This window comes from Micromonospora sp. NPDC049230, assembly GCF_040647875.1.
Classification (GTDB): domain Bacteria; phylum Actinomycetota; class Actinomycetes; order Mycobacteriales; family Micromonosporaceae; genus Micromonospora.
The window spans coordinates 47,115-69,046 of sequence record NZ_JBEZCZ010000033.1; the positions used below are offsets into that span (position 1 = coordinate 47,115).

Below are 21,932 nucleotides of genomic sequence, written 5' to 3' on the forward strand. Positions count from 1 at the left end.
ACACGCGCGGCGAGCCAGCCACACGCGCGGCGGGCACAGGCGGGCCGGGTCAGGCACACGCGGCGAGCCGGGCACCGTGATCGACTCGACTTTCAGGAAGTTGCGGCATCGGCCGGCCCGGGATGGCCCGACTTAACGAAACCCGAGTTGATCAACAGGAAGTCGGGGCATCCGCTCGCCCGGGACAGCCCGACTTCATGAAAACCGAGTTGATCAAGCGGCGAGCCCGACAGCGCGCACCCACCCACCCGCACAACCGACCCAGACCAACGAGTGCAGCCAGCGCGCACGTTCCAACGGCCCGGCCATGCCAGCCTTGCTCGCGAGCGGCGCGCTCGGTCGCGGCGTTCGTACGGGTCAGCGGCGGACGACGCGGCGGGGTTTGGCGGCTTTGACCTCGGCGTACCGCTTGAGCTGCCAGGACCGGTAGTCGCGCCCCAGCGCGGTGAGCACCAGGTAGCCGATCAGCACGCCGGCGCAGGAGGCGAGCAGGTAGAGCCAGATCTGGGCGAAGAACGTCGGCGCGCCCCCGGCGAACGGGTTGTGACCGATCAGGAGGGGCCCGACCAGCACTGTCAACACCATTGCCGCGAGCACCACGAGGGCCATGTCGGCCGCCCAGTCCGCGAGTGGCCGGCGACGACCCCAGCGGAAGGCGACCACGGCCAGGGTCAACCCGATCACCGCGAACATCGCCAGCGACACCCGGTCGGCGACGGTGTCGTCATCCTCGAAGCCGAACCGGATGATCAGCCGGGCGACCACGTTGACCGCGAACAGCGCTGCCACGAGCACGCCGATGTCACGCCACCGTCTGTCCATCGCCAGCCCCTCCTGCCGTACGCCCCGTCGCGGGGCTCATCTCCCTGGCTGGAATATCTACCACCCTTACCTGGGTGGCGTCATCAGCCCGAGCGTGCTGGGCGGAGCGAGGATCTGCCGGAAGCCCATCACCGCGAAGGTCATCGCACCGGCCACGATCATGGCCAGGCCGACCCAGTTGTCGCCGGCCAGCAACAGGTCACCCTCGTTGGTCCGGATGGCGGCCACCACCATCAGGGCAAACCACGGCACCGCTGGCAGCGCGACCGCCCACCTGCGGCCGACCGCCGCGTACGCGAACCAGCTCAGCGCGATGTTGGCACCGACGGCGAGGAGTGCCGAGACGCCGATCAGCTGCCCGCCGACGCGGACCGTGGCGAGCAGGAGTTCGAGCACCCCGCTGAGCACTCCGGCGACCACCACGACGATCGCGCCGGCCACCCGCAGGCCCAGGTCCAGCAGTCGCGGCGGTGGCCCTGCCGGGGGCGGAGCATCCTGGTCGTCCAGAACCGTCATCGACGCGGGCAGAGTCACCGACGACCCGCCGCCGCGACCGAAGACCGGCCCGGGGCGTCCTCGACCGAAGACCGATCCGAACCAGACCCAACCGCAGACCGGCCCGAGCCAACCACAGACCCGCCCGAACCGGCCCCGACCGCAGACCGGGTCGGTGCGGTCTCCCCGGGGAGCCCGGCGAAGAGGTCGTCCTCCCAGCCGTACGGCCCGGAGCCCGGGCCCTTCTCGCCTACCGCCAGGGTGAAGAACTCGACGCCCATGAACTCGCCGCCGAAGTTGCCGGCGATCGAGTAGAGCCAGGAGGTGGCCGGGATCTGGGTGGCGTGCGCCCGCATCGCGGCCTCCTTGGCCGTGTGCTCGTCGGTGCCGTCGATCCGGGCGGCGATCTGGGCGTCCGGAGTGCCGAAGGGCAGGTCGGCGATGTCCGCGATGCCGCCGAACGGGTTGTCGGAGGACTCCGCGAAGTGCGCCATGCCAGCTTCCAGGACGCTGAGCGGCATGGCGGTCCAGTAGACCTTCAGCGGGGCGCAGCCCTCGGCGGCGGCCAGCTCGACAGCGCGCATCGCCACCCGGTGGGCCTGGATGTGGTCGGGGTGGCCGTAGAAGCCGTCCGGGTCGTACGTGATCAGCACCTGCGGGCGTACCTCCCGCATGATCTCCACCAGGTGCCCGGCGGCCTCGTCGAGGTCGGCCTGCCAGAAGGCGCGGGGGTGTTCGTTGGTTTCGAGCCCCATCATTCCCGAGTCGCGGTAGCGGCCGGCCCCGCCCAGGAAGCGGTGGTCACTGACGCCGAGCGCGGCGCAGGCGGCGGCCAGCTCGGCGATCCGGTACCCGCCGAGCTGGTCGGCTTCGGCGGCGGCGAGCTGGGCCAGCGCCGGCACGTGGATCTCGCCCTCCTCGCCGAGGGTGCAGGTCACCAGCGTGACGTGGGCGCCGTTGGCGGCGTAGTGAGCCATCGTCGAGCCGGTGCCGATCGACTCGTCGTCGGGGTGCGCGTGGACCAGCAACAGGCGGCGGTCGGGCAGCGTCGTCACGACTGTCACTCTAACCGGCAGTCAGGTCCCGCCGACGCTGACGCGTCCGCCCAGGTCGGCCACATCACCTCGCGTACCGCTCTACGATTTGGTCTGTGGACTTTCCGGAGCTGGCCGCCCGTACCCGCCGGTTCAGCCACGGCGCGCCGCGCGCTGTCTCCGTGGCTGAGGACGGCTCCCGGGTGATCTTCCTGCGCTCGGCCGGGCCGGAGGATCCGGCGGACGCGCTCTGGCTGCTGGACGTGGCCTCCGCCGAGGAACGCCTGGTCGCCGACCCGGCGACCCTGCTGGGCGAGGGTGGAGACGTCCGGTCGCTCTCGCCTGGCGAACGCGCGCTGCGCGAGCGGCTGCGGCTCAGTGCCGCCGGCATCGGCTCGTACGCGTTGGACGCCGCCGGTCGGATCGCGGTGTTCGCGCTGGCCGGTCGGTTGTTCCGGGCGGATCTGGTGCACGGCGACGTGGTGGAGGTGGCCGCCGTCGGCCCGGTGCTGGACCCACGTCCGGACCCGACCGGGCAACGGTTGGCGTACGTGACCGACGCGGGCGAGGGGGTGCGCCGGGGCGAGCTGCGGGTGATCGAGGCGGACGGCACCGACACCCTGCTGGCCGGCGAGGACGCCGGGGTGAGCTGGGGGTTGGCCGAGCACATCGCGGCGGAGGAGTTCGGGCGGTTCCGCGGCTACTGGTGGGCGCCGGACGGGCGCTCGGTGCTCGCCGCCCGGGTCGACGAGTCCCGCCTGGACCGCTGGCACCTGCACGACCCGGCCGAGCCGGGCAGGCCGCCGACCGCCGTCGCGTACCCCCGGGCTGGTGGCCCGAACGCGGAGGTCAGCCTGCACCTGCTGGACCTCGATGACGGCTGGGTCGACGTGCACTGGGACCGGGAGACCTACCCGTACCTGACGGCGGTCAACTGGGTCGAGGGCAGCCCCTTGATCACCGTGTTGCGCCGCTCGCAGCAGCACGGGCTGGTACTGGCGGTCGACCCCCGCACCGGTGAGACGCAGGTGCACGCCGAGCTGGCCGATCCGCGCTGGGTCGAGCCGATCGCCGGCACCCCGGCGCACCTGCCGGACGGCCGGGTGCTTGTCGGCGGGGAGTTGGCACACGACGGGTACGACGCACGGTGCCTGTTCGCCGACGGCACCCTGCTCACTCCCCCGTCGTTGTACGTGCGGCGGGTGGTGGGTCGGCTGTCGGCCGCTTCCGGCCCGGCCGATCTGCTGGTCGAGGCCAGCGACGGCGAGCCGAGCGAGCGGCATCTGTTCCGGATCCGCACCACCATCGGCGGTGGGGTGGACGCGCGCCGGATCACCACCGACTCGGGTTGGCACACCGCAGCCGTGGGCGGTGACGTGCTGGCCGTCGGGGTCGCGTCACTTGACCACGCCGGGGTGCGGTGGACGATCCGGCGTGGCGAGCAGGAGTTGGCCGAGTTGCGGTCGTTGGCCGCCACCCCTCCGTACTCGCCGCTGCCGCTGTTGGAACGGGTGACCGACAGGCGGTTGCCGGCGGCGGTGCTCTACCCGGACAACCACGTGACGGGTCGACGGCTGCCGGTGCTGTTGGACATCTACGGCGGGCCGGGGCACCAGGAGGTCGTGGCGGCGCGGGCCGCGTGGCTGGAGCGGCAGTGGTGGGCCGATGCCGGGTTCGCGGTGGTCACCATCGACAACCGGGGTACGCCGGGAGTGGCCCCGTCGTTCGAGAAGGCGATCCACCGGCGGGTGGCCGACGTGGTCCTCACCGATCAGATCGACGCCCTGACCGCGCTCGCCGGCAAGCACCCCGACCTGGACATGGGGCGGGTGGGGGTGCGTGGTTGGTCGTTCGGGGGGTGGTTGGCCGGATTGGCGGTGCTACGTCACCCGGAACTGTTCCGGTGCGGGATCGCGGGTGCGCCGGTGACCGACTGGGCGCTGTACGACACCGCGTACACCGAGCGTTATCTGGGGTTGCCCGAGGACGGCACTGACGTCTACGCGCACCACTCGCTCATCGAGTTGGCCGCCGAGCCGGTCACCGGCCCGGACCAGACCCGCCCGATGCTGCTGGTGCACGGCCTGGCCGACGACAACGTGGTGGCCGCGCACACGCTGCGACTCTCCGCGGCGCTGCTGAGCACCGGCCGCCCGCACGCCGTGCTGCCGCTGACCGGGGCCACCCATCTGGCCGCGAACGGCACCGCCGAGCGACTGCTTCCGCTGGAACTCGATTTCCTCCGTACCCATTTGCTCTAGCAGCATTCGATAAACGATTCGGCACACCGGGCCCCGGGTCGCGTGCCATGCTGACCGAAGCGGGACCCGGCAGAGCGATTCCCCAGGGTGGCACCGCTTTCCCTTATGCCGAAAGGACTCCATCATGGTGGGCATTGCGCAGAAACCCTCGGTCGCCGCCGTTCAGGAAGGCGAGTTTCCGGTCACGCACTTTCGTACGACAACCGTGAACGGAATCGACATCTTCTATCGCGAGGCCGGACCGGCCGACGGTCCCGTCCTGCTGCTGCTGCACGGATTTCCCACGGCGTCCTCGCAGTTCCGCCACCTGATCCCGCTGCTCGCGGACCGGTACCGGGTGATCGCACCGGACTTCCCGGGTTTCGGCCACAGCGCCAGCCCGGACCGGTCGTCGTTCGACTACACGTTCGCCAACTTCGCCGACCTGATGGAAGGGCTGCTCGGCCAACTCGGCGTGGATAGGTACGCGCTCTACTGCTTCGACTACGGGGCGCCGACCGGCTATCGGCTGGCCCTCAAGGGGCCCGAACGGGTCGCCGCGCTCATCGTGCAGAACGGCAACGCGTACGAGGAGGGCCTGAGCGCGTTCTGGGATCCGATCAAGGCCTACTGGGCCGAGAAGACCGACGAGCGCCGTCAGGCCATCGCGTTCATTCTCAACTCCGACACGGTCAAGCAGCAGTACACGGCGGGGGTGAAGGACCTCACCCGGCTCGACCCCGACCGGTGGGCCCACGACGACGCGCAGCTCGCCCGCCCCGGCAACGCGGACATCCAGCTTGATCTGTTCTACGACTACGGCAGCAACGTCACGTTGTACCCGGAGTTCCACGCCTTCTTCCGCGACCACCAGCCGCCGACGTTGATCATCTGGGGCCAGAACGACCCGATCTTCCCGGCCGCTGGTGCCCACCCCTACCGCAAGGACCTGCCGTCGGCCGAGTTCCACCTGCTCGACACCGGCCACTTCCTGCTGGAAGACAAGCTCGACGTCGCCGCGCCGATGATCCACGACTTCCTGGACCGCTCCATCGGCTGATCAGCACTGGCTGCTCCTCGGCGCGGCCCCACTGGACCAGCGACTTGCGTCTCAAGTCGCTTGAGATCGCATAGTGGGCGTCGTGGACAGAGACGAGCTGTACCCCATCGGAGATGTCGCCCGGCGGACCGGCCTGAGCGTCAGCGCCGTCCGGCACTACGCGGACGCCGGTGTCGTCACGCCGGCCGCCAGCACCCCGGCCGGCCACCGCCTGTACGACGTGGCGGCCATCGCCCGGCTGGAACTGGTCCGGACGCTGCGCGAACTCGACGCCGGCCTGGACGAGATCCGGCGGGTGCTGGCCGGCGAGGCGACGCTGCGCGACCTGGCCGCCACCCACCTGGCCCTGCTGGCCCGACAGGAGGCACGCCTGCGCAGCGTCGCGCGGTGCTGTCGGCCATCCTGCGCCAGGACTCCACTGCCGAGCAGGTCACGCTGATGCACAAGCTGGTCGGCATGCCGGACGAGGAACGCGACAGGCTGATCGACGAGTTCTGGGCCGAGGTCACCACCGGCTGGGACCCGCCGGAGCGGATGGTCGACTGGTGGCGGGCGGCCCGCCCGCGGCTGCCCGACCATCCCACCGCGGCCCAACTGGAGGCGTGGATCGAGCTGGCCGAGCTGGTCCGGGACACCGAGGTCCGGCAGGCCGTACGCCGTGAGCTGCACGAGGCGTGCACCACCGGGGCCGGGCCGCTGATGACCTCGTCGCCGATGCTGGACGCCCTGGAAGCGGGCGCGGCGATCGGCCAACCGGTGCTGGACGCGGCGCGCGAGCAGGTGCCGCCGGACTCACCCAGGGGGCGGGAGATCGCCGAGGCGTGGATGGGGTGGCTGACCGGCATCTTCGCGACACCGGACAGCCCCGGGATACCGGACACGCCCGAGTTCCGGATCCAGGCCGCGGACCAGATGCGCAAGGGCGCGGAGTGGGACCGCATGCCGCCGGAGGGACCATTCGACAGGTACCTGGAGCTGGTCACCGCCGTGAACGACGTATCGCCGGAGCGGTTCCCGTACGAGTGGCTGGCCGCGGCACTGCGCGCGTCCGCCGTACCGGCCCCCTGACCGGCGAAACGCGCCCACTCCCCAAGATCGCGCTCGTTCCAGGGCCGAGTGGTATCCCAGCGTCAAACAGCCAATCGATCCGGGATCGAGCATGACCTTGGGCGAAGCGGGGCGAGTGCGTCGGCCCGACTCGGCTACCACCAGGGCATGGACGTCCCCGCGCTTGTCGAGTCGGCTCCCGCCGTTCCCCTTTGGGCTGAACCGCCATGCTCACAGCACCCCGAGACCGATGGCGAGTTGGGTGATCGTGGCTGGGGCATCCGGGTCCCGGGCGACCTGGGCGACCACATCCCGTGCGGCTGGCCGGTGGCGGATCTCGGCGGGCGCGATGCTGTCAGCCCGCACCAGGACCCGGTGACCAGCACAGTGGCCACGACCTGACGTCGCCCATGTCCAGCCTGGCCACGCCAACGCCCAAGCCCCTCGCGGTCCACGGGTCGTACGAGGGCGTCTGGCTCAGCCGCTACCAGTTCCACTCCAGCGGCCGGGGAGAATCATTCGCCGGGCAGCACTTCGTGGTCGTGCTCCAGCACGGCGACCGACTGACCGTGCGCAGCCTGCCCGGCTCGGCGGCGTCGTCGCTGTCGATGGATCTCAGCGTGGACGGTGCCGTGGTCACCGGCACCTGGGTGGAGCAGACCGATCCTGGCGGCTACTACCGGGGAGCCCGCTACCACGGGGCGATCCAGCTACTTGTCGAGCCCACCGGCCGACGGATGGCCGGGAAATGGGTCGGGTTCGGCAAGGACATGGACGTCAACACCGGCCCATGGGAGCTGACCTTCCAGGATGCCTCCACGTCCAAGGCGACGCTCGACAGGCACAACAGGTCGCCCGAGTAGGACACGTCGCCCAGGGTCGCCGGTGCCACCCGCCGGCGGGGCCTGCTGGCACGTCGCTGCACACACTCATTGGCGATGACAACGCACTCGATACGGCCGACGAGAGCGCTTCGGGGCAGTCAGATCGGGGCTGAGGTCGGTAGGGTGCCGTCGTTGGGACGCCGACCATTCCCGGATGGAGTCCTCGGCATGCACCAAGTGACATTCACCGACTCGAAGGAAGCCTGCATGAGCAGCCCACGCGAAACCTTCCTCCGGCTGGTGAACGGTGTCTGTGACGGTCCGTACGAAGACTTGGCTGACCTGTACGCGGAAGAAACCCATGTCACGCATCCGTTCCACCCGCTCGACCCGCCTGCGCTGCTCAGCCGCGGTGAGCTGCACGAGCATTTCACCACGCCACCTCCGGTCGCCCGGACGCTGAACCGTAAGCCGGTCGACGTGACGATTCATGAGACCACCGACCCGGAGGTGATTGTCGCCGAGTTCGCCTATCAGGGGCAGGTGGACGAGACAGGCGAGACGTTCAGGGTGCCGTGTGTCTTTGTGATGCGCATCCGCGACGGGCTCATCATCGAATCCCGTGACTACATCGACCACATCTCCAGTGCGCGGGCCTGGGGTCAACTCGACAGTCTGCTGACCGCGCTTCGTCCGCGGGAAAGCACCACGGTTGACGGGGCAGCCCAACCCTGATTCGCGTCCGACGTCCTGTGCACGGCTCTGCCGCAATGCGCTGAAGATTCCCGCCGAGGCCAGCCGCAGTCGCACGAAGCGCACATGGATCCCGCTGTCCGTGACTGTGGGTCGACTATCTGATCGAATAGTTCGCGGGCCGCCACGGGTGGCACTCGCCGGAGCGGCGAGTGCCACGCCGAAGATGTACCCACTCGGCATGGCCGTTTGCTGGGCCAGCGCGCTGGACGCCCCAACCGCGGCAATTGAGGATGCACGATCCGGGCGCTGGCCTCCGTCAAGGGCGGGCAGCAACCCTGCCCAAGAGACGAAGCATCCTTTCCCGGCGCACCGTGCCCAGTCCGGATATCCGCTATCGCGGCATCGTGTCCAACTCGGCGATGGCCTGCCGGGCCTGCGTGGGGCCGACGAACAGGTGGGCGTGCATGCCGATCGCCTCGGCCGCTTGGATGTTCTCGGCGCTGTCGTCGACGAACAGGATGCGTCCTGGTGCGAGGGCGAGGGCCCGGCAGCACCACCGGTAGGCGTCCGGCTCGGGTTTCGCGTGGCCGGTACGGCAGGAGAAGGCGACCGCGTCGAAGTACTTCAACCAGCGGTGGTGCTCCTCGTAATGCACGGCCAGTTCTTCCGGGATGTTCGACAGCAACGCGATCCGCCGCCCCGATGCCGCTGTCTGTTCGACCAGGGCGACCATGTCGTTGTCGACGGCGCTCCAGCTCGCGATGTCCGCGGCGATGAGGCAGGCGATCTGGTGGTCGTCGAAGGTGGTGTCGAGGGCGGCCGCTACCTGCCGCCAGTACTCTGATCCGGTCAGCTCACCACGGTCGTAGGGAATACGCAGCGCCCAGTAAGTCTCCCAGAACGTGGGGGCTGAGACGCCTGCCGTCGCCGCTAGCAACTCCTGGCCGGATGGGGCCTGCTGGCGGGCGATGACCCCGAACAGGTCGAAGAGCACGGTGTCCGCCATCAGGTCACACCCTCCGTACGACGACGCCGGCGGCGTCCAGCGCGTCAGCTTCGTCGGCGGGGGCGTCGTCTCCGGTCACGACGACGTGCAGCGCGGACGCCGGTGCGACGAAGGCGAGGGCGGTGCGGGAGAACTTGGCCGCCTCGGCGACCGCGATGACGCGGTGGGCCGAGGCCATCGCGGCACGCTTGATCGCGGCGTCGGCGAGGTCATACGCGGTCAGGCCGTTCGAGGCGTTCAGGCCACAACAGCCGATGATCGCGGTGTCGAAGCGCAGCGCGGCGAGCGACGCCTCCGCCAGGGGGCCGGTGAGCGCCAGCTCGCCGGGGCGTGGTTCCCCGCCGGGCAGGAGCAGCCTCAGTTGGGGTGCGCCGACCAGTGCGTTGGCCGCGTGCAGGGACAGCGGCATGACGGTCAGGCGGCGGTGGGTCAGGGCGCGGGCCACTTCGAGGCAGGTGGTGCCGCTGTCGATGACGACCGCCTCGCCGTCGGCGATCATGTCGGCTACCGCTGCGGCAATACGCTGCTTGCTTCGCAGGCCGTCATACTCGCGAAGCGCGAACGGGGGTTCGTCGCCGCGCAGCAGCAGGCTTCTGGCCCCGCCGCGGTAACGCTCCAGGACGCCCTGTTCGGCCAGGATCTCCAGGTCTCGGCGGATCGTCATCTCCGAGGTGCTTGTCAGTTCCGCCAGCTCCGCCACGCTGAGCTGCCCGGTCTGCCGTACGGCATCGATGATCCGTCGGTGTCGGTCCACGCTCGCCATACACCAATTGAACCACCAAGCCTGTTCAATCAACAAGGTTTCGAACAGGAATTATGTTTGTTATGTTCGGAGACATGACGAGATCCTTGCGGGCCGCCCGGCTTGCCACATTCGCCTACTTCGCCCTCAATGGTTTCGTCCTAGGTGTCTGGATTGTCCATATCCCCGCCGTCGAACACCGCACCGGAATCAGCCACGCCGTGCTCGGCTGGCTCCTGTTGCTCCTCGGTGCCGGCGCCTTCGCCGGGATGCAACTGGTCGGGCCGCTCACCGACCGGTTCGGCGCTCGCCGGGTCGTACCGCTGAGCGCGGCGCTGTGCGGTGCGGCGCTCGTCCTGCCCGCCCTCGCCGTGAACGCGTGGACACTGGGCGCGGCGCTGCTGGTGTTCGGCATCGGCAACGGCAGCCTGGACGTCAGCATGAACACCCACGCCGTCCAGGTCGAAGCCGGCTACAAGCGCCCGATCATGTCCGCGTTCCACGCCGTGTTCTCCCTCGGCGGGGTCCTCGCCGCGCTGGTCGGCGCCCGCACACTCGGCTGGGGCTGGAGCACGACGGCCACCCTGACCGCGGTCAGCCTCTTCGCCCTCGCCGTCGCCGCAGTCGTCGCACCCGCACTGCTACCGCGGCCAGGAGCCGCCAGCACGCTGGAACGCTCCACCACCAAGGCCACCACCTGGCGGACAACGCCCCTGCGCATCTGGGCGCTCGCCGCGCTCGCCCTGATGCTGATGCTCAGCGAAGGCGTCGCCAATGACTGGAGCGTGCTGGCCATGCGCGACGTGCTCGGCGCGCCCGCCGCCACCGCTGCCCTCGCCTACGGTGCCTTCGCCGCCGCCATGACGATCGGGCGTTTCCTCACCGACCGGGTCGCCGCACGCTTCGGCCCAGTCGTGATCGTCCGCTACGGATCGACACTGGCCGCGCTCGCCCTCACGATGATCGCGTTCTCACCGTCGATCCCGTTGGCTGTCGCCGGATGGGTGCTGTTCGGTATCGGACTGTCCGGCACCATCCCGCAACTCTTCAGCGCGGCTGGCCACGCGGACCCCAGCTCAGCTGGAGCGAACGTCTCCCGCGTCGCCGGCCTCGGCTACCTCGGCGTGCTCGCCGGGCCCGCCATCATCGGACCCCTCACCCACCTCATGCCACTGAACTACACGTTCTTCCTGCCCGTGGCCTTCTGCGTAGTCGCCGCCCTCACCGCCCACATCCTTCGATCCAAGGCAGAAGAGCCGCAGCCGCAGGTAACCAACCCGCCAGCGGCCAGCGTCCACACCGCCTGAGCCACGCCCTGAACGCCAACTCTCCCCGACTGTTCGCGCCTTGGTTGGAGGGCAGGTGGGCAGTTCAGGACCAGGTGGCGCTGAGCCAGGCCGTCGCGGCGGCGGCCGTGAGGAGCATGATGCTGAGTCCGATCCGGCGGGCCCCGCCGCGGGTCAGGTGGACCGCGATGCCACTGATCTACGGTGATCGGCTACCCGAGTGGACGAATCCGGGTGTTTTGGAATGACGTGTACCACCAGGTCCCGTGGCGTTTGACGGCGATACTGGTGTTGATCGACAGGGCCTCCTCGGAGCAGGCGATCTCGCCCGGCCAGAGAACACAGCCGGTACGGACGATGACTGCCAGGTCCGGCTCGGGACGACGCACTTGCTCGGTGAGCGTGCTGATCCGGGTGCCCCGCAGATACACGTCGAAGTAGTGCTGCATCCCGGCCTCGATGCCGGCCCTGGTCCGCAAATGCTCTCCGTTGAAGGTGACCACGTCCGCGTCCGGCGTGTGGATCGCCGCATAGGCGGCACCATCACCCCGGGCCCAGGCGTCCTCCTGCCGCTCCCGGAGACGGCCGAGCGCCGCCAGATCATCCGGCCGCGCCGCTGCCGCATCCCTGTCAGCAACCGGAGTCGAGGCGATCGCCGGGGTCATGCTCCCGACGACCATCGCGCCGACCACCATGGCGAGGACCACTCGCTCCCGGTACCTACGTTGCGCTCTCATCGTTTCCTTTCGATCGAGTGGCTCCCACCGGCGCGGACCGCCACGCCACGACGAGCACCGCTCATCGATAACGCTCTGTGGAGGGCCCTCCGCATCGCCCTCACGTCGATCGTGAGCTGGAAGAGAGGCCACGTCATGGACGTGTGACGGCTGAGAAAAGGTCGAATACGACGGTGAAGTATCACGCCCTGGTTTTACTGTGCACTAGTTTGCTGGCACCCCAGACGACCAGCCCGGCGACCGCGCCGACGAGGAGCCCGGTGAAGAGGCTGCTGAACGTCGCGAAGACGCGGATCACCAATTCTTCGGTTCCGGCCGACAGCTTGTTCTCGAGGTTGCCGCCGAGGGTCACGTCGTCACCCACGCTCCGGTTCCACAGGAGTTGGTGCACCAAGGTGAGGAAGACGCCGTAGATCCCGCCCACCACGAGCAACGTGAGGAACGGCTTCGGCGCCCGCACCACGAGCGCCACCACGATCCAGATCACCGGAGGGACGAAGACCAGCAGGAAATTGACGAAGTCACCCTCCTGAATGGCGTCGAGGTCGTGCAGGATGACGCGGGGCACAGCGAGCAACGCCAGCCCGATCAGGGCGATCCATGGCAGGCCGAGGGCACGGGCTCCTTGCATCTGCATGATGACGAACCTATGCGGGCGAGCGACTTCTGCCATCCGTCCCGGAGCGCGAGCAGCGTACGTCGAGAAGCGATGACGCTGTCGCCTCACGACTACAGTTCGCGGACCCTGCGCCCGGCGGGGGATCCTAGGCTGGACGTATGGACGGACGCGCGGGCAGGCTTGTGCCCTGGATCTTGGACGCCCTACTCGGACTCGCGGTGATCGCCACGCTCACCGCCGTGATCTCGGCTCGGCAGGGCGGCACAAAGGAACCGGACGCGCTGGCGTACCTGTGGGCCATCGGGCTCGGCGCGCTGATGCTCGCACGCCGACAGCACCCCCGCGCGGTGCTCCTCGTGAGCGCCTTCGGGCTGATCGTCTACTACGTGGGCGGTTATCCCGCCGTCGGTGTCGGCATTCCGCTGGCGGCCGCTCTGTTCTCCGCCGCGGAGGGCGGTCGTCTCGCCGCGGCGACCGTCACGGCCTCGGCGGTCCTCGTCCTCTCGCTGGTCTTCCGGCTGCTCGCCGGGCAAGACGCGGCCTACGTACTGGGCTACGACCTGGCCACGCAAGTGACCTCGATGGCTATGGCGATCGCGCTCGGCGACGGCATCCGCAGCCGCCGCGCCCAGCGGAGGCACCAGCGGGACATGGAAGAACTGCTGGCCCGACAGTACATCCAGGAGTCGGAGAGCCGAGTCCGGGAGGAACGCCTGGCCATCGCCCGCGAGCTGCACGACTCGATCGGCCACACGGTCTCAGTGATCTCGTTACACGCTGAGGTGGCCCGGGAGGCCGCACCGCACGGTCACCCGGCCCTGGACACCGCACTGCAACGAATCAAGGAGGCATCCTCGGCCACCATGCGGGAGCTGCGGACCACGGTCGGCCTTCTACGCTCGGCCAAACCGGCCGGCCGCGAATCGATCTCGCTCAGCGACCTCTCTCCCGTGTTCGACGCGGCCCGTTCCGCCGGCTTCGACGTGGACGAGCGCGTCGAGGTAACTTCCGAGACGCTGCCGCGGACCATCGACGTTGCCGCGTACCGGATCGTGCAGGAAGCGGTGACCAACGTCGTCCGCCACTCTCAGGCGAGCCGGGTGAGCGTGGTCGCTGCCGCAGACGGGGCGAAGCTGCGGCTGACCGTGACCGATGACGGACCGCCACCAGGCCGTCCCCGGCGCGGTGGGCACGGGATCGCTGGCATGACCGAGCGGGCGACCGCGCTCGGCGGCTCGCTGCGCACCCGACACGAGCCCGGCGGGTTCGTCGTCGAGGCCGACCTGCCGTTAGGAGAGGACGCGTGATCAGGGTGGTGCTCGTGGACGACCAGGAACTCGTCCGGGCCGGGTTGCGCAGCCTCTTGGAGAACGACCACGGCATCAAGGTAGTGGCCGAGGCCGGCAACGGCGTACGAGGTTTGGAGGAGGTCCGCCGGCACTTGCCGGACGTCGTCCTGATGGACATCCGGATGCCCCGCGGCGACGGGATCGATGCCACCGCCCGGATCACCGCCGACGAGTCGATGAGTCAGGTCCGGGTGCTGATCCTGACCACCTTCGACGAGCCGGGCGAGATTGACGAGGCGATCCGCGCGGGCGCCGCCGGTTACCTGCTCAAGGACACCAGTTCCAAGGACCTCCGGCAGGCGGTCCGGACCGTGGCGGCCGGCGGCAACATGCTCTCCCCCTCGGTGACCAAGCATCTGATGGAGCGAGTGGCCCAACACGGCCAGGCGCACGCCCGGGATCCGCGGCTGGACGATCTGACCGAGCGCGAACTGGAGATCCTCGCGCGAGTCGGGCTCGGCGAGAGCAACCACGAGATCGGCGGGGCGCTGTTCATCAGCCCGGCCACGGCCCGGACGTACGTAAGCCGCCTACTCGCCAAGCTACAGGCCCGCGACCGCACGCAACTTGCGGTCATCGCGCACCGTGCGGGACTCTCCGAGCCCCGGTGAGGCTCCGCGGCAGTCGTCTTTCCTGTGCAGGGGGCCCCACGGTCAGGAACAGCGTTGGTTGCCTCATCATCACCCGCTTCCGCCCGAACGCCCCATCATCGGTGACAGCCGCTCATGCCGCCGAGAGGTCGCAACCAGCTCCGCCGCCTGAGATGCCCGTGGCCCCTCCCGTCAGGGCAGCGGGTACGCGGTCAGGCGGTCGGCGAGTTGCCTCGGGTGGCTGAGCGCCACCGCGTGACCGCCGTCCATCTCGTCCGGGACGACGCCGAGTCGGTCGACGGCCACCCGGCGCTGGAAGTCCGCGGGGAAGAACCGGTCCTCGCGTGCGATGAGCACCCTCGTCGGCACGTCTGGCCAGGTGCCCAGTGGCCACGGCTCGTTCCCTTCCGCGCTGACCTGGCCCCGGCTGTGTGCCGGTGCCTCCGCGACGATGTCGGCGGGCACGCCGTTGTAGAACTGCTGCTCCTCGCTGAGCCCCTCCGCGCCGCGGTAACCGGTGTTGGCCCACCAGTCACCAGGCCTCTCACCGGGCTTGGGAATCATCGGTGTGAGCAGGACGATCAGCCGCACCGGCAGCTTGTCGGCGATCAGCGGCGCGGTGAACGCACCGTACGAGTGCCCGACCACCACGAGATCGCTCCGGTCGCCGATCGCGTTGACGACCGCCCGGCGGAACTCGGCGAACCCCGCCGAACTGTCCTCGATCGGCAACTCCGGGACCACCACGTCGTGGCCGCGGCTGGTCAGCTCGGGGACAAGGAGATGCCAGTCCCAGGCGCTGCCCCCGCCGCCGTGGATCAGAACGAAAGTCGCCATGCCCCGAAGCCTTACGCACGGGTACGACATCCACAGCTCACGGCTTCGCCGACAGGCGTGCGTGGCGGATTTCGCCGCCACGCGCACCGACTATCGGACTTCGATGATGACCTTTCCGAATGGGCTGGCCGACTCGTAGTGCCGAAACGCCGCGCCCGCTTCCTCGAACGGGAACGCACGGCTGGTGACGGGCCGAAGCTGGTGCACGGTGATGATCTCGTTCAGCTTGGTGAACTGGGCGTGGCTTCCGACCGCCAGCGCCCGGACCGTCGCGGCGACACCGAACAGCAGGCGAGGGTCGAGTGGTGGCCAGTCACCCGAGCGGGACCCGACGAACGCGACGTGCCCGTTGATGGCAAGCGACTTCAGTGACTGTTCCAGTGATCCGGCAGTGTCGACGACCCGGTCGACCCCTCGCCCGCCGGTGATGTCGCGGACCGCGGTATGCCAGTCGGGAACGGCGCGATAGTTGACGACCTCGTCAGCGCCCAGGTCACGAAGGTGCCGCTCCTTCTCCCCGTCACCGGTCGTGGCGATCACTCGCGCACCGAGGAGCTTGGCCAGTTGCACAGCGAACAGTGATACGCCGCCCGATCCGGTGGTCAACACCGTGTGTCCGGGCTGGATCCCGGGACCGTCCCCGGTCAGCGCGTTCCATGCGGTGACGGCGGCGCACGGCAGCGTCGCGGCTTCGGCGTAGGAGAGGTGTTCGGGGACCGGGACGAGGGCTTGCTCCGGCAGGACGGCGAGTTCGGTGAGCATGCCGTCGAGGGAACCTCCCAGTTGGGGCAGGGATGACGGTTCCAGGGGGCCGTCCAACCATTGCGGGAACAGCGCGGCGGTGACCCGGTCACCCGGTCGCACCAACTGGACACCTGGCCCCACGGCAATCACCTGCCCGGCACCGTCGCCGACGGGGATGACGTCCGATTTGACCGGCAGCACGTACTGCCCCCGCAGCACCAGCAGGTCGCGGAAGCTGAGCGAGACGGCATGGACCGCGACCGCGACCTCGCCGACACCCGGCGTGGGCGGTTCGTGGGTACGCAGCTTCAGACCATCAATGCCATCGCCGCTGTTCACACGGTAGCTGCGCACGGCCGGGGGCAGCACCACACTCATCGCGGTCAGCCCTCGACGGACTGGCAGTCGATGCGATGCGCCGCGACGTAGCGGTCAGTGAGGTTCTTCGGGTCGATGTCAGCCATGCTGATCCTTCGGTCGTGGATGATCGTTGCGACCACGACTGTTCTGTGCCGGATACACCGCGACAATTCCCCGGAGGGAATCGCCAACCGGCCCGGCGCCCGGTACACAGAAGGAATGATCACCGGATCAGCGAGCGGCGGACTCGCGGGTGCGTTGCGCACCTGGCGCACCCGACGACGCGTCAGCCAACTCGAACTGGCGGTGCGGGCCGGCACCACGCAACGGCACGTCAGCTTCATCGAGAGCGGACGCTCAACCCCTGGCCGGGCGATGATCATACGGCTGGCCGAATCGCTGGAGGTGCCGATCCGTGAACGCAACGAACTGCTCCTCGGCGCCGGATTCGCGCCCGCGTACCAACAACGAGAACTGGACGACCCCCAACTGGCGCCGGTCCGAGCGGCCCTCGAACGCGTCCTGCACGGCCACCTGCCGTACCCGGCCGTGATCGTCGACCGGCACGGCGACCTCATCTCCGCCAACGCCGGCTTCGACATGATCACCCGCGGAGTGGACCCACACCTGCTCACCCCACCGGTGAGCGTCCCCCGAGTCCTGCTGCACCCCCGCGGTCTCGCGCCCCGCATCGTCAACCTCGACGAATGGGCCTGGCACGTCGTCGACAGCGTCCGGGCCGAGAGCGTCCGCAACCCGAGCGACCGACTCCAGCGCCTCGCCGAGGAACTCGCCGACCTGGCACCTCCGCGGCCACGGCAACTCCCGCCACATCACCTCGGGTTCGCGGTGCCAATGCACCTGCGCACAAGCAGCCCGGGCAGCCGGGAACTGCGGCTCATCACCACACTCACCCACTTCGGCACCGCCACCGACGTCACCATCGCCGAACTCCGACTGGAGGCATTCCTCCCTGCCGACGAAGCCACAAGCGTCGCGCTGGCCGAACTCGTCAGGTGGTGAAGGCCGCCAACCGGGCACGACGGGCGCGGTCGACCGGGATCCACAGCAGGGCGAGTTGTTAGTCGTCGACCACTGGGCGCAGGCCAGCCTGTAACTCCGACGGCTGATGCGGAAACAGAATGGGCATGGAAGACGACCGGGCGAGATTCGTGGAGTTGTTCCGGCGACATTACGGCGCAGTCATGCGGTACGCGGCACGCCGGGTGGGACCGGATCGAGCGCCCGACGTTGTCAGTGAGGCCTTCCTCGTGGCGTGGCGGCGACTGTCCGAGGTGCCTGTCACCGAGCCGCTGCCTTGGCTGTACGCGACGACACGTCACCTGATCGGCAACGAGATCCGGGGGCGAAGCCGGCAGGCGAGGTTGGCCTCCCGGCTGGGCGAGGTCGGCGAGATGGTGTCACCCGACCACGCCGATGTGGTGGTCGATCAGGTACGAGTGCGCCGTGCGTTGGCCGAACTCCCCGAGGGTGACCAGGAGGCACTGCGGCTGGCCGCCTGGGAGGGTTTGGACGCCAGCGCCGCTGCCACCGTCATGGGGTGCAGCCGCACCGCGTACAAGGTCCGTTTGTATCGCGCCCGAAGGCGGCTGGCAGCCGCGCTGGAACCAACCCGGAACAGGACATCGACGGATGCCGCGCTTTCTCCGTTGGCTCACGAAGGAGGCTCATGATGATGGGCGATCGACTCATGCGCGAAGCGGATCCCGTCGCCGACTGGCGCGTGGATCCCGAGTCATCCCAGGCCCAGGTGATGCTGGCCGGCATCCTCGCGACGTCGCAGAACGGTGACGCCGAACGGTCCTGGCTGGCCCCGGAGCGGCGGCGCGGCGTCACCCGGCAGATGCGACGTCGACGGATCGCGCTCGGCGGTGCCGCGACCGTGGCGGTGGCCCTCGGAACACTGTTCACGCTGGGGAGCGGCGGACCCAACGGGGCCGCTGCCGCGTATGCGATCACCCCAAAGCCTGACGGGGCCGTGGAACTGACGGTGCGGTGGGAACAACTGGACGACGTGGGTGGGCTCGCGGCCACGCTCCGCGACGCCGGCGTACCCACGGAGTTGCGCTCCGGCGTGCCCGCCAGCTTCTGCGCCCCTCCCACGGATCGTGACCGAAATGGCCAAGCGCTGAACCAGCTCGGGCCCAACAGTGAACAAATCTCCTTCGACGGGTACCTCATGCGGCCGAGGTTGTTTCCCGAAGGCAGCACCCTCGTCATCTCGACCTTCTCCGAGCCAGCGACGCAGATGACCTACACGATGCTCTACCTCGCGCCGGTCGGATCCCCCTCGTGCGCCTTGAACGGCCCGCTGGGTAACGCCCGCTACACCGGTCCCGGACCGCATCCAACTCGCATCGTCTGGCCCGGACCATAAGAGTGATCGTGGAGCTTTGGTTCCTGGTGTCGTACCGGCCGAGCAAGCTCGGACGTCATCGTGTCTTCGGCGACGCTGACGACGAACGATGAGCCTCCGCCGCCCAACTCGTGCCGGTGGCCGGGCTCAGGGCCGTTGCGAAGTCTCGTCCGCTCCCGATGACGGAACCGCCGGGATCGCCGACTGCGGGTCGACGCCGGCGAACGCGAGCCCGATGACGAACCCGGCGACCTCCTCCAGTTGGCGTGCCCGGTCCAGCCCGCCAAGGACGGCAGGAATGCCTCCGACGTCGCGTACGAGCGAGCCGACGATCTCCAGCGCTCGCGGGTCGTCCCCGCACATCGCGACAGTTGCCGGTGTCGACGCGGGCGCCGTCCACCGCGTCGACGGGAACAGATGGAACGCCTTGACCACGTGAGCGCCGGGGGCGAGTTCGGCGATGCGATGCGCAATGGCGCGTCCAGATCCCGTCCGCAGCACACCGATGCCATGCTCCACCGCGTTCGTCGGATCAATGAGCGGCCTACCGGCGAGCGACCCGGCGGGTGCGCCGGCCGCTGAGAGGATGTCGGCGATGCCCTCCCAGTGCACGGTGAGCAGGACGGCGTCGGCGTCCGCGACCACGTCGGATAGCGGCCGAGCGCGACCTCCGGATGCCTTCGCGGCGATCTCCGCGCGCTCCGGTGAGCGGCCGCCGATGCTGATGTCATGTCCGGCCCGGGTCCAGCCGATGGCCAGCGCCGTGGCGAGGGTTCCGGTGCCGAGAATTCCGATACGCATGACGTCAGACTCTAGGAAATCCAATGCGAACCGTTCGGGTCGTTACGCACCACCGGGTGCGTATCGGCCGTGACACGATGACCGGATGTCTCATACGGACGGCGACTGCGTGGATTTCGTGGCGGACTGCCGGCTGCGAATGGGCACTGACCTGTTCACGCATGTGTGGGATCCGGTGATTCTGGCCGCTCTCGCCGCCGGCCCGCAACGTCGCCGCGCTCTTCGGGCGAAGATCGGCGGTATCAGCGACAAGGTTCTCACCGAGGCACTCCACCGGCTCGTCACCAACGGCCTGATCGAGCGGAGGTCATACGCCGAGTCGCCTCCCAGGGTCGACTACGCGTTGACACCTCTCGGTCGGACCTTCGCCGACGGCCCTATGCGCGCACTCGCCGAATGGGTCACCCGCCACGGCGACGAGCTTTTCGAGGCGCAGGAACAGATGCGCCTGGCGCAACCCTGCCCGTAGGACTGGTTGCAAATCCGCTCGTGCGGCTGACCAAGGAAATCCTGCTCTCGACCTATCCGGCGTGCGGATCGGCCAGACCAGCTCGCCATGCCCAGGCAGCGATGCCCACCCGGTTGTGGAGCCCCAGTTTCGCCTGGATGTTCGCGATGTGGGTCTTGGCGGTGCCGGCGGAGATGAACAGTTCGGCACCGATCTGCGCGTTGGTCAGCCCCTGGGCGACAAGCCGTACGATGTCGATCTCGCGGTGTGTCAGGGGGTTGGGCACCGGGGGTTGGTCGGCCTTTGTCGCCGCTCGCAGCAGCCGGATGGTGACCTGGGGGCTGATCAGGGCGTCACCAGCCATCGCCGCACGGACTCCCTCGACCAGAAGCGTCGGCCCTGATCGTTTGAGCAGGAAGCCGCAGGCGCCGTTGCGCAGCGCGGCGTCCACGTACTCGTCGAGGTCGAAGGTGGTGACCACGACCACCCGCATGCCCGCGGCGGTGAGCAGCCGGGTGAGTTCCAGTCCGTCGATGCCGGGCATCCGGATGTCGGTGAGCACGACGTCCGGCCGCAGCCTGGTCGCCAGGGCCAGAGCCGCGGCCCCGTCGGCGGCCTCGCCGATGACGGTGATGTCGGGTTGGGAGTCCAGAACGAGGCGGAAGCCGCTCCGCACGTCCGGCTGGTCGTCGGCGAGCAGAACGCGGGTGCTGTTCATGCCGGCACCGACGGGATGACGGCGACGACTTCCCAGCCACGCTCACACGGGCCGGCCGACAGCGTGCCGCCACCTGCGGCGACCTGCTCACGGAGGCCGGCGAGGCCCCTCCCGCCGTGCCTGTCGGGCCGCTGCCCGGATGGCGGCAACGCCGTGTCGTTGTGGACCCGCACCGTGATGCCTGCGGCATCGCCGGTGACCGACACGTCGACCCGGGTCGACGTCGACGCGTGCCGCCGGACGTTGGTCAGGGCCTCGACCACGATCCGGTACGCCACAGCGGCGCTGTCGAGGGTGACCTCGCCCGGTGCGAGATCCTGGACGAGACACGCGTCGAGGTGACCCGCGGCGCGGAACCGGTCCACCAGGCCCGGCAGGTCATCCAGTGTGGGCAGCGGCCGCAGAGTGCCGGCGTCGGGTCCGTGCAGCATGCCGACCACCTGATCCATTGTGGCCAGCGCCGCCAGACCGGCGGCCTCGATACGCTCGAGCGCCGGGCCGGCCGCCTCCGGCTGGCTGGCGGCGACGAAGCGGGCCGCCTGGGCCTGCGCCACGATCCCGCTGATGTCGTGGGCGACGAAATCGTGCAGGTCACGCGCCATCTGTAGGCGCTGAGCACGCTCGGCCCGCTCGACGGCCAGCGCCCGCCGGTGCAGCATCAGCCGTGGGTAGCCACCGCCGACGACCGCGACAAGTGCCGGCGTCGTCCAGACCGCTGCCGCGCCGACCCGTTCCACGGTCGCCATGCCGTCGGTGAACGACCAGAGGACCAGAGCCATCGTCACCCCGGCGAGCCCGGCGGCAGGAGCGATGTGCCGGTGTGGCCCCCACCGCACCGCGATGGCCAACAGCACCGCGAGGGCGGCCATCACCAGGAAGAACAGGTACGGCGGACTGCCGAGATCGCCCACGAACGTCACGGCCAGCGTGCAGGCGCTGGCCGCCATGCTGAGCCGGCCGAGGTGCCGTCGCATCATCACCTGATCCTAGGTGGGCATCACCGTATGCCGATCGGCGTAGGACGGCACCGCGGTCGTGCCGCACCTCGCCTGGTCGGCAGATGGTGGCGTACACCCGGCGTGGCCGAGGCTGGTGAGGCA

Annotated in this window: 23 protein-coding genes and 2 pseudogenes; 12 read left to right on the plus strand and 13 right to left on the minus strand. The window is 69.3% G+C overall.

The window, feature by feature from the left end; genetic code table 11:
- Nucleotides 1–357: 357 nt before the first annotated feature.
- The 3 genes from AB0A95_RS24715 to mshB all read right to left on the minus strand — a co-directional run bounded on the left by AB0A95_RS24715 (nucleotide 358) and on the right by mshB (nucleotide 2,381).
- The gene (locus tag AB0A95_RS24715; RefSeq protein ID WP_357558136.1) at nucleotides 358–822 is read right to left on the minus strand and encodes a hypothetical protein; all 465 of its coding nucleotides are present in this window, start codon (nucleotides 820–822) and stop codon (nucleotides 358–360) included.
- 66 nt (nucleotides 823–888) lie between these two features.
- A complete protein-coding gene (locus AB0A95_RS24720) occupies nucleotides 889–1,338 on the minus strand; it encodes a hypothetical protein (RefSeq protein ID WP_357558137.1) in 450 nt (149 codons plus the stop codon).
- A gap of 14 nt (nucleotides 1,339–1,352) precedes the next feature.
- Complete coding sequence (mshB, locus tag AB0A95_RS24725) at nucleotides 1,353–2,381, minus strand: N-acetyl-1-D-myo-inositol-2-amino-2-deoxy-alpha-D-glucopyranoside deacetylase (protein WP_357558138.1); 1,029 nt, start codon at nucleotides 2,379–2,381, stop codon at nucleotides 1,353–1,355.
- Nucleotides 2,382–2,467: 86 nt separating this feature from the next.
- On the opposite strand from mshB, the gene AB0A95_RS24730 reads away from it, so the two are divergent.
- The 3 genes and pseudogenes from AB0A95_RS24730 (at nucleotide 2,468) to AB0A95_RS24740 (ending at nucleotide 6,719) form a co-directional block, all read left to right on the plus strand.
- Entirely contained in the window at nucleotides 2,468–4,612 is a 2,145-nt protein-coding gene (locus AB0A95_RS24730; protein WP_357558139.1) for a prolyl oligopeptidase family serine peptidase, read from the plus strand.
- A 124-nt stretch (nucleotides 4,613–4,736) separates the two neighbouring features.
- Nucleotides 4,737–5,651 carry an alpha/beta hydrolase gene (locus AB0A95_RS24735; RefSeq protein ID WP_357558140.1) on the plus strand — a complete coding sequence of 305 codons (915 nt, stop codon included), beginning with the start codon at nucleotides 4,737–4,739 and terminating at the stop codon, nucleotides 5,649–5,651.
- 82 nt (nucleotides 5,652–5,733) lie between these two features.
- A pseudogene (locus AB0A95_RS24740) lies at nucleotides 5,734–6,719 on the plus strand (MerR family transcriptional regulator).
- A gap of 210 nt (nucleotides 6,720–6,929) precedes the next feature.
- Here AB0A95_RS24740 and AB0A95_RS24745 read toward each other — a convergent pair.
- The gene (locus AB0A95_RS24745) at nucleotides 6,930–7,064 is read right to left on the minus strand and encodes a hypothetical protein (RefSeq protein WP_357558172.1); all 135 of its coding nucleotides are present in this window, start codon (nucleotides 7,062–7,064) and stop codon (nucleotides 6,930–6,932) included.
- Nucleotides 7,065–7,087: 23 nt separating this feature from the next.
- Here AB0A95_RS24745 and AB0A95_RS24750 point away from each other — a divergent pair.
- Both AB0A95_RS24750 and AB0A95_RS24755 read left to right on the plus strand, forming a co-directional pair.
- Nucleotides 7,088–7,561 (plus strand): annotated as a pseudogene (locus tag AB0A95_RS24750) (XRE family transcriptional regulator); the annotation flags it as partial.
- Between the two features lie 228 nt (nucleotides 7,562–7,789).
- Nucleotides 7,790–8,257, plus strand: a complete 468-nt coding sequence (locus AB0A95_RS24755; protein WP_357558141.1) for a nuclear transport factor 2 family protein — start codon at nucleotides 7,790–7,792, stop codon at nucleotides 8,255–8,257.
- 352 nt (nucleotides 8,258–8,609) lie between these two features.
- On the opposite strand, the gene AB0A95_RS24760 is transcribed toward AB0A95_RS24755, so the two are convergent.
- A complete protein-coding gene (locus AB0A95_RS24760; protein ID WP_357558142.1) occupies nucleotides 8,610–9,224 on the minus strand; it encodes an HAD family phosphatase in 615 nt (204 codons plus the stop codon).
- A gap of 4 nt (nucleotides 9,225–9,228) precedes the next feature.
- Nucleotides 9,229–9,987 (minus strand): DeoR/GlpR family DNA-binding transcription regulator, encoded by a 759-nt coding sequence (locus tag AB0A95_RS24765; protein ID WP_357558143.1) that lies wholly within the window; start codon nucleotides 9,985–9,987, stop codon nucleotides 9,229–9,231.
- 74 nt (nucleotides 9,988–10,061) lie between these two features.
- Between AB0A95_RS24765 and AB0A95_RS24770 the strand changes: the two genes are divergently transcribed.
- Complete coding sequence (locus AB0A95_RS24770) at nucleotides 10,062–11,273, plus strand: MFS transporter (RefSeq protein ID WP_357558144.1); 1,212 nt, start codon at nucleotides 10,062–10,064, stop codon at nucleotides 11,271–11,273.
- Between the two features lie 191 nt (nucleotides 11,274–11,464).
- Here the strand turns inward: AB0A95_RS24770 and AB0A95_RS24775 are convergent, their stop codons facing one another.
- Nucleotides 11,465–11,959, minus strand: coding sequence for an SgcJ/EcaC family oxidoreductase (locus tag AB0A95_RS24775; protein ID WP_357558145.1), 495 nt, complete (start codon nucleotides 11,957–11,959; stop codon nucleotides 11,465–11,467).
- A 211-nt stretch (nucleotides 11,960–12,170) separates the two neighbouring features.
- The gene (locus tag AB0A95_RS24780) at nucleotides 12,171–12,626 is read right to left on the minus strand and encodes a hypothetical protein (protein ID WP_357558146.1); all 456 of its coding nucleotides are present in this window, start codon (nucleotides 12,624–12,626) and stop codon (nucleotides 12,171–12,173) included.
- Nucleotides 12,627–12,766: 140 nt separating this feature from the next.
- On the opposite strand from AB0A95_RS24780, the gene AB0A95_RS24785 reads away from it, so the two are divergent.
- Both AB0A95_RS24785 and AB0A95_RS24790 read left to right on the plus strand, forming a co-directional pair.
- The gene (locus tag AB0A95_RS24785) at nucleotides 12,767–13,915 is read left to right on the plus strand and encodes a histidine kinase (RefSeq protein ID WP_357558147.1); all 1,149 of its coding nucleotides are present in this window, start codon (nucleotides 12,767–12,769) and stop codon (nucleotides 13,913–13,915) included.
- A complete protein-coding gene (locus AB0A95_RS24790) occupies nucleotides 13,912–14,568 on the plus strand; it encodes a response regulator transcription factor (protein WP_357558148.1) in 657 nt (218 codons plus the stop codon). The genes AB0A95_RS24785 and AB0A95_RS24790 overlap by 4 nt, the downstream gene beginning before the upstream one ends.
- A gap of 171 nt (nucleotides 14,569–14,739) precedes the next feature.
- On the opposite strand, the gene AB0A95_RS24795 is transcribed toward AB0A95_RS24790, so the two are convergent.
- Nucleotides 14,740–15,384, minus strand: coding sequence for an alpha/beta hydrolase (locus AB0A95_RS24795; protein WP_357558149.1), 645 nt, complete (start codon nucleotides 15,382–15,384; stop codon nucleotides 14,740–14,742).
- Nucleotides 15,385–15,474: 90 nt separating this feature from the next.
- Nucleotides 15,475–16,506, minus strand: a complete 1,032-nt coding sequence (locus AB0A95_RS24800) for an NAD(P)-dependent alcohol dehydrogenase (RefSeq protein ID WP_357558150.1) — start codon at nucleotides 16,504–16,506, stop codon at nucleotides 15,475–15,477.
- Between the two features lie 201 nt (nucleotides 16,507–16,707).
- On the opposite strand from AB0A95_RS24800, the gene AB0A95_RS24805 reads away from it, so the two are divergent.
- From AB0A95_RS24805 to AB0A95_RS24815, 3 genes are all read left to right on the plus strand, one after another.
- A complete protein-coding gene (locus tag AB0A95_RS24805; protein WP_357558151.1) occupies nucleotides 16,708–17,511 on the plus strand; it encodes a helix-turn-helix transcriptional regulator in 804 nt (267 codons plus the stop codon).
- Between the two features lie 149 nt (nucleotides 17,512–17,660).
- Nucleotides 17,661–18,182 carry a sigma-70 family RNA polymerase sigma factor gene (locus AB0A95_RS24810; protein WP_357558152.1) on the plus strand — a complete coding sequence of 174 codons (522 nt, stop codon included), beginning with the start codon at nucleotides 17,661–17,663 and terminating at the stop codon, nucleotides 18,180–18,182.
- Nucleotides 18,179–18,886 carry a hypothetical protein gene (locus tag AB0A95_RS24815; protein ID WP_357558153.1) on the plus strand — a complete coding sequence of 236 codons (708 nt, stop codon included), beginning with the start codon at nucleotides 18,179–18,181 and terminating at the stop codon, nucleotides 18,884–18,886. The genes AB0A95_RS24810 and AB0A95_RS24815 overlap by 4 nt, the downstream gene beginning before the upstream one ends.
- Before the next feature lie 126 nt (nucleotides 18,887–19,012).
- On the opposite strand, the gene AB0A95_RS24820 is transcribed toward AB0A95_RS24815, so the two are convergent.
- Nucleotides 19,013–19,666, minus strand: coding sequence for an NAD(P)-binding domain-containing protein (locus AB0A95_RS24820; RefSeq protein WP_357558154.1), 654 nt, complete (start codon nucleotides 19,664–19,666; stop codon nucleotides 19,013–19,015).
- Between the two features lie 85 nt (nucleotides 19,667–19,751).
- Between AB0A95_RS24820 and AB0A95_RS24825 the strand changes: the two genes are divergently transcribed.
- Entirely contained in the window at nucleotides 19,752–20,135 is a 384-nt protein-coding gene (locus AB0A95_RS24825; RefSeq protein ID WP_357558155.1) for a helix-turn-helix domain-containing protein, read from the plus strand.
- A gap of 52 nt (nucleotides 20,136–20,187) precedes the next feature.
- On the opposite strand, the gene AB0A95_RS24830 is transcribed toward AB0A95_RS24825, so the two are convergent.
- Nucleotides 20,188–20,832 (minus strand): response regulator transcription factor, encoded by a 645-nt coding sequence (locus tag AB0A95_RS24830; RefSeq protein WP_357558156.1) that lies wholly within the window; start codon nucleotides 20,830–20,832, stop codon nucleotides 20,188–20,190.
- Entirely contained in the window at nucleotides 20,829–21,809 is a 981-nt protein-coding gene (locus tag AB0A95_RS24835; RefSeq protein WP_357558157.1) for a histidine kinase, read from the minus strand. The genes AB0A95_RS24830 and AB0A95_RS24835 overlap by 4 nt, the downstream gene beginning before the upstream one ends.
- Nucleotides 21,810–21,932: the final 123 nt, after the last annotated feature.

Bases quoted from the DNA above. Each gene is read 5' to 3' on its own strand.
- AB0A95_RS24765 (WP_357558143.1), bottom strand. From the start codon at position 9,987: ATGGCGAGCGTGGACCGACACCGACGGATCATCGATGCCGTACGGCAG.
- AB0A95_RS24820 (WP_357558154.1), bottom strand. From the start codon at position 19,666: ATGCGTATCGGAATTCTCGGCACCGGAACCCTCGCCACGGCGCTGGCC.
- AB0A95_RS24800 (WP_357558150.1), bottom strand. From the start codon at position 16,506: ATGAGTGTGGTGCTGCCCCCGGCCGTGCGCAGCTACCGTGTGAACAGC.
- AB0A95_RS24760 (WP_357558142.1), bottom strand. From the start codon at position 9,224: ATGGCGGACACCGTGCTCTTCGACCTGTTCGGGGTCATCGCCCGCCAG.
- AB0A95_RS24830 (WP_357558156.1), bottom strand. From the start codon at position 20,832: ATGAACAGCACCCGCGTTCTGCTCGCCGACGACCAGCCGGACGTGCGG.
- AB0A95_RS24835 (WP_357558157.1), bottom strand. From the start codon at position 21,809: ATGATGCGACGGCACCTCGGCCGGCTCAGCATGGCGGCCAGCGCCTGC.
- AB0A95_RS24720 (WP_357558137.1), bottom strand. From the start codon at position 1,338: ATGACGGTTCTGGACGACCAGGATGCTCCGCCCCCGGCAGGGCCACCG.
- AB0A95_RS24795 (WP_357558149.1), bottom strand. From the start codon at position 15,384: ATGGCGACTTTCGTTCTGATCCACGGCGGCGGGGGCAGCGCCTGGGAC.
- AB0A95_RS24785 (WP_357558147.1), top strand. From the start codon at position 12,767: ATGGACGGACGCGCGGGCAGGCTTGTGCCCTGGATCTTGGACGCCCTA.
- AB0A95_RS24770 (WP_357558144.1), top strand. From the start codon at position 10,062: ATGACGAGATCCTTGCGGGCCGCCCGGCTTGCCACATTCGCCTACTTC.
- AB0A95_RS24815 (WP_357558153.1), top strand. From the start codon at position 18,179: ATGATGATGGGCGATCGACTCATGCGCGAAGCGGATCCCGTCGCCGAC.
- AB0A95_RS24735 (WP_357558140.1), top strand. From the start codon at position 4,737: ATGGTGGGCATTGCGCAGAAACCCTCGGTCGCCGCCGTTCAGGAAGGC.
- AB0A95_RS24805 (WP_357558151.1), top strand. From the start codon at position 16,708: ATGATCACCGGATCAGCGAGCGGCGGACTCGCGGGTGCGTTGCGCACC.
- AB0A95_RS24825 (WP_357558155.1), top strand. From the start codon at position 19,752: ATGTCTCATACGGACGGCGACTGCGTGGATTTCGTGGCGGACTGCCGG.
- AB0A95_RS24780 (WP_357558146.1), bottom strand. From the start codon at position 12,626: ATGCAGATGCAAGGAGCCCGTGCCCTCGGCCTGCCATGGATCGCCCTG.
- AB0A95_RS24715 (WP_357558136.1), bottom strand. From the start codon at position 822: ATGGACAGACGGTGGCGTGACATCGGCGTGCTCGTGGCAGCGCTGTTC.
- AB0A95_RS24755 (WP_357558141.1), top strand. From the start codon at position 7,790: ATGAGCAGCCCACGCGAAACCTTCCTCCGGCTGGTGAACGGTGTCTGT.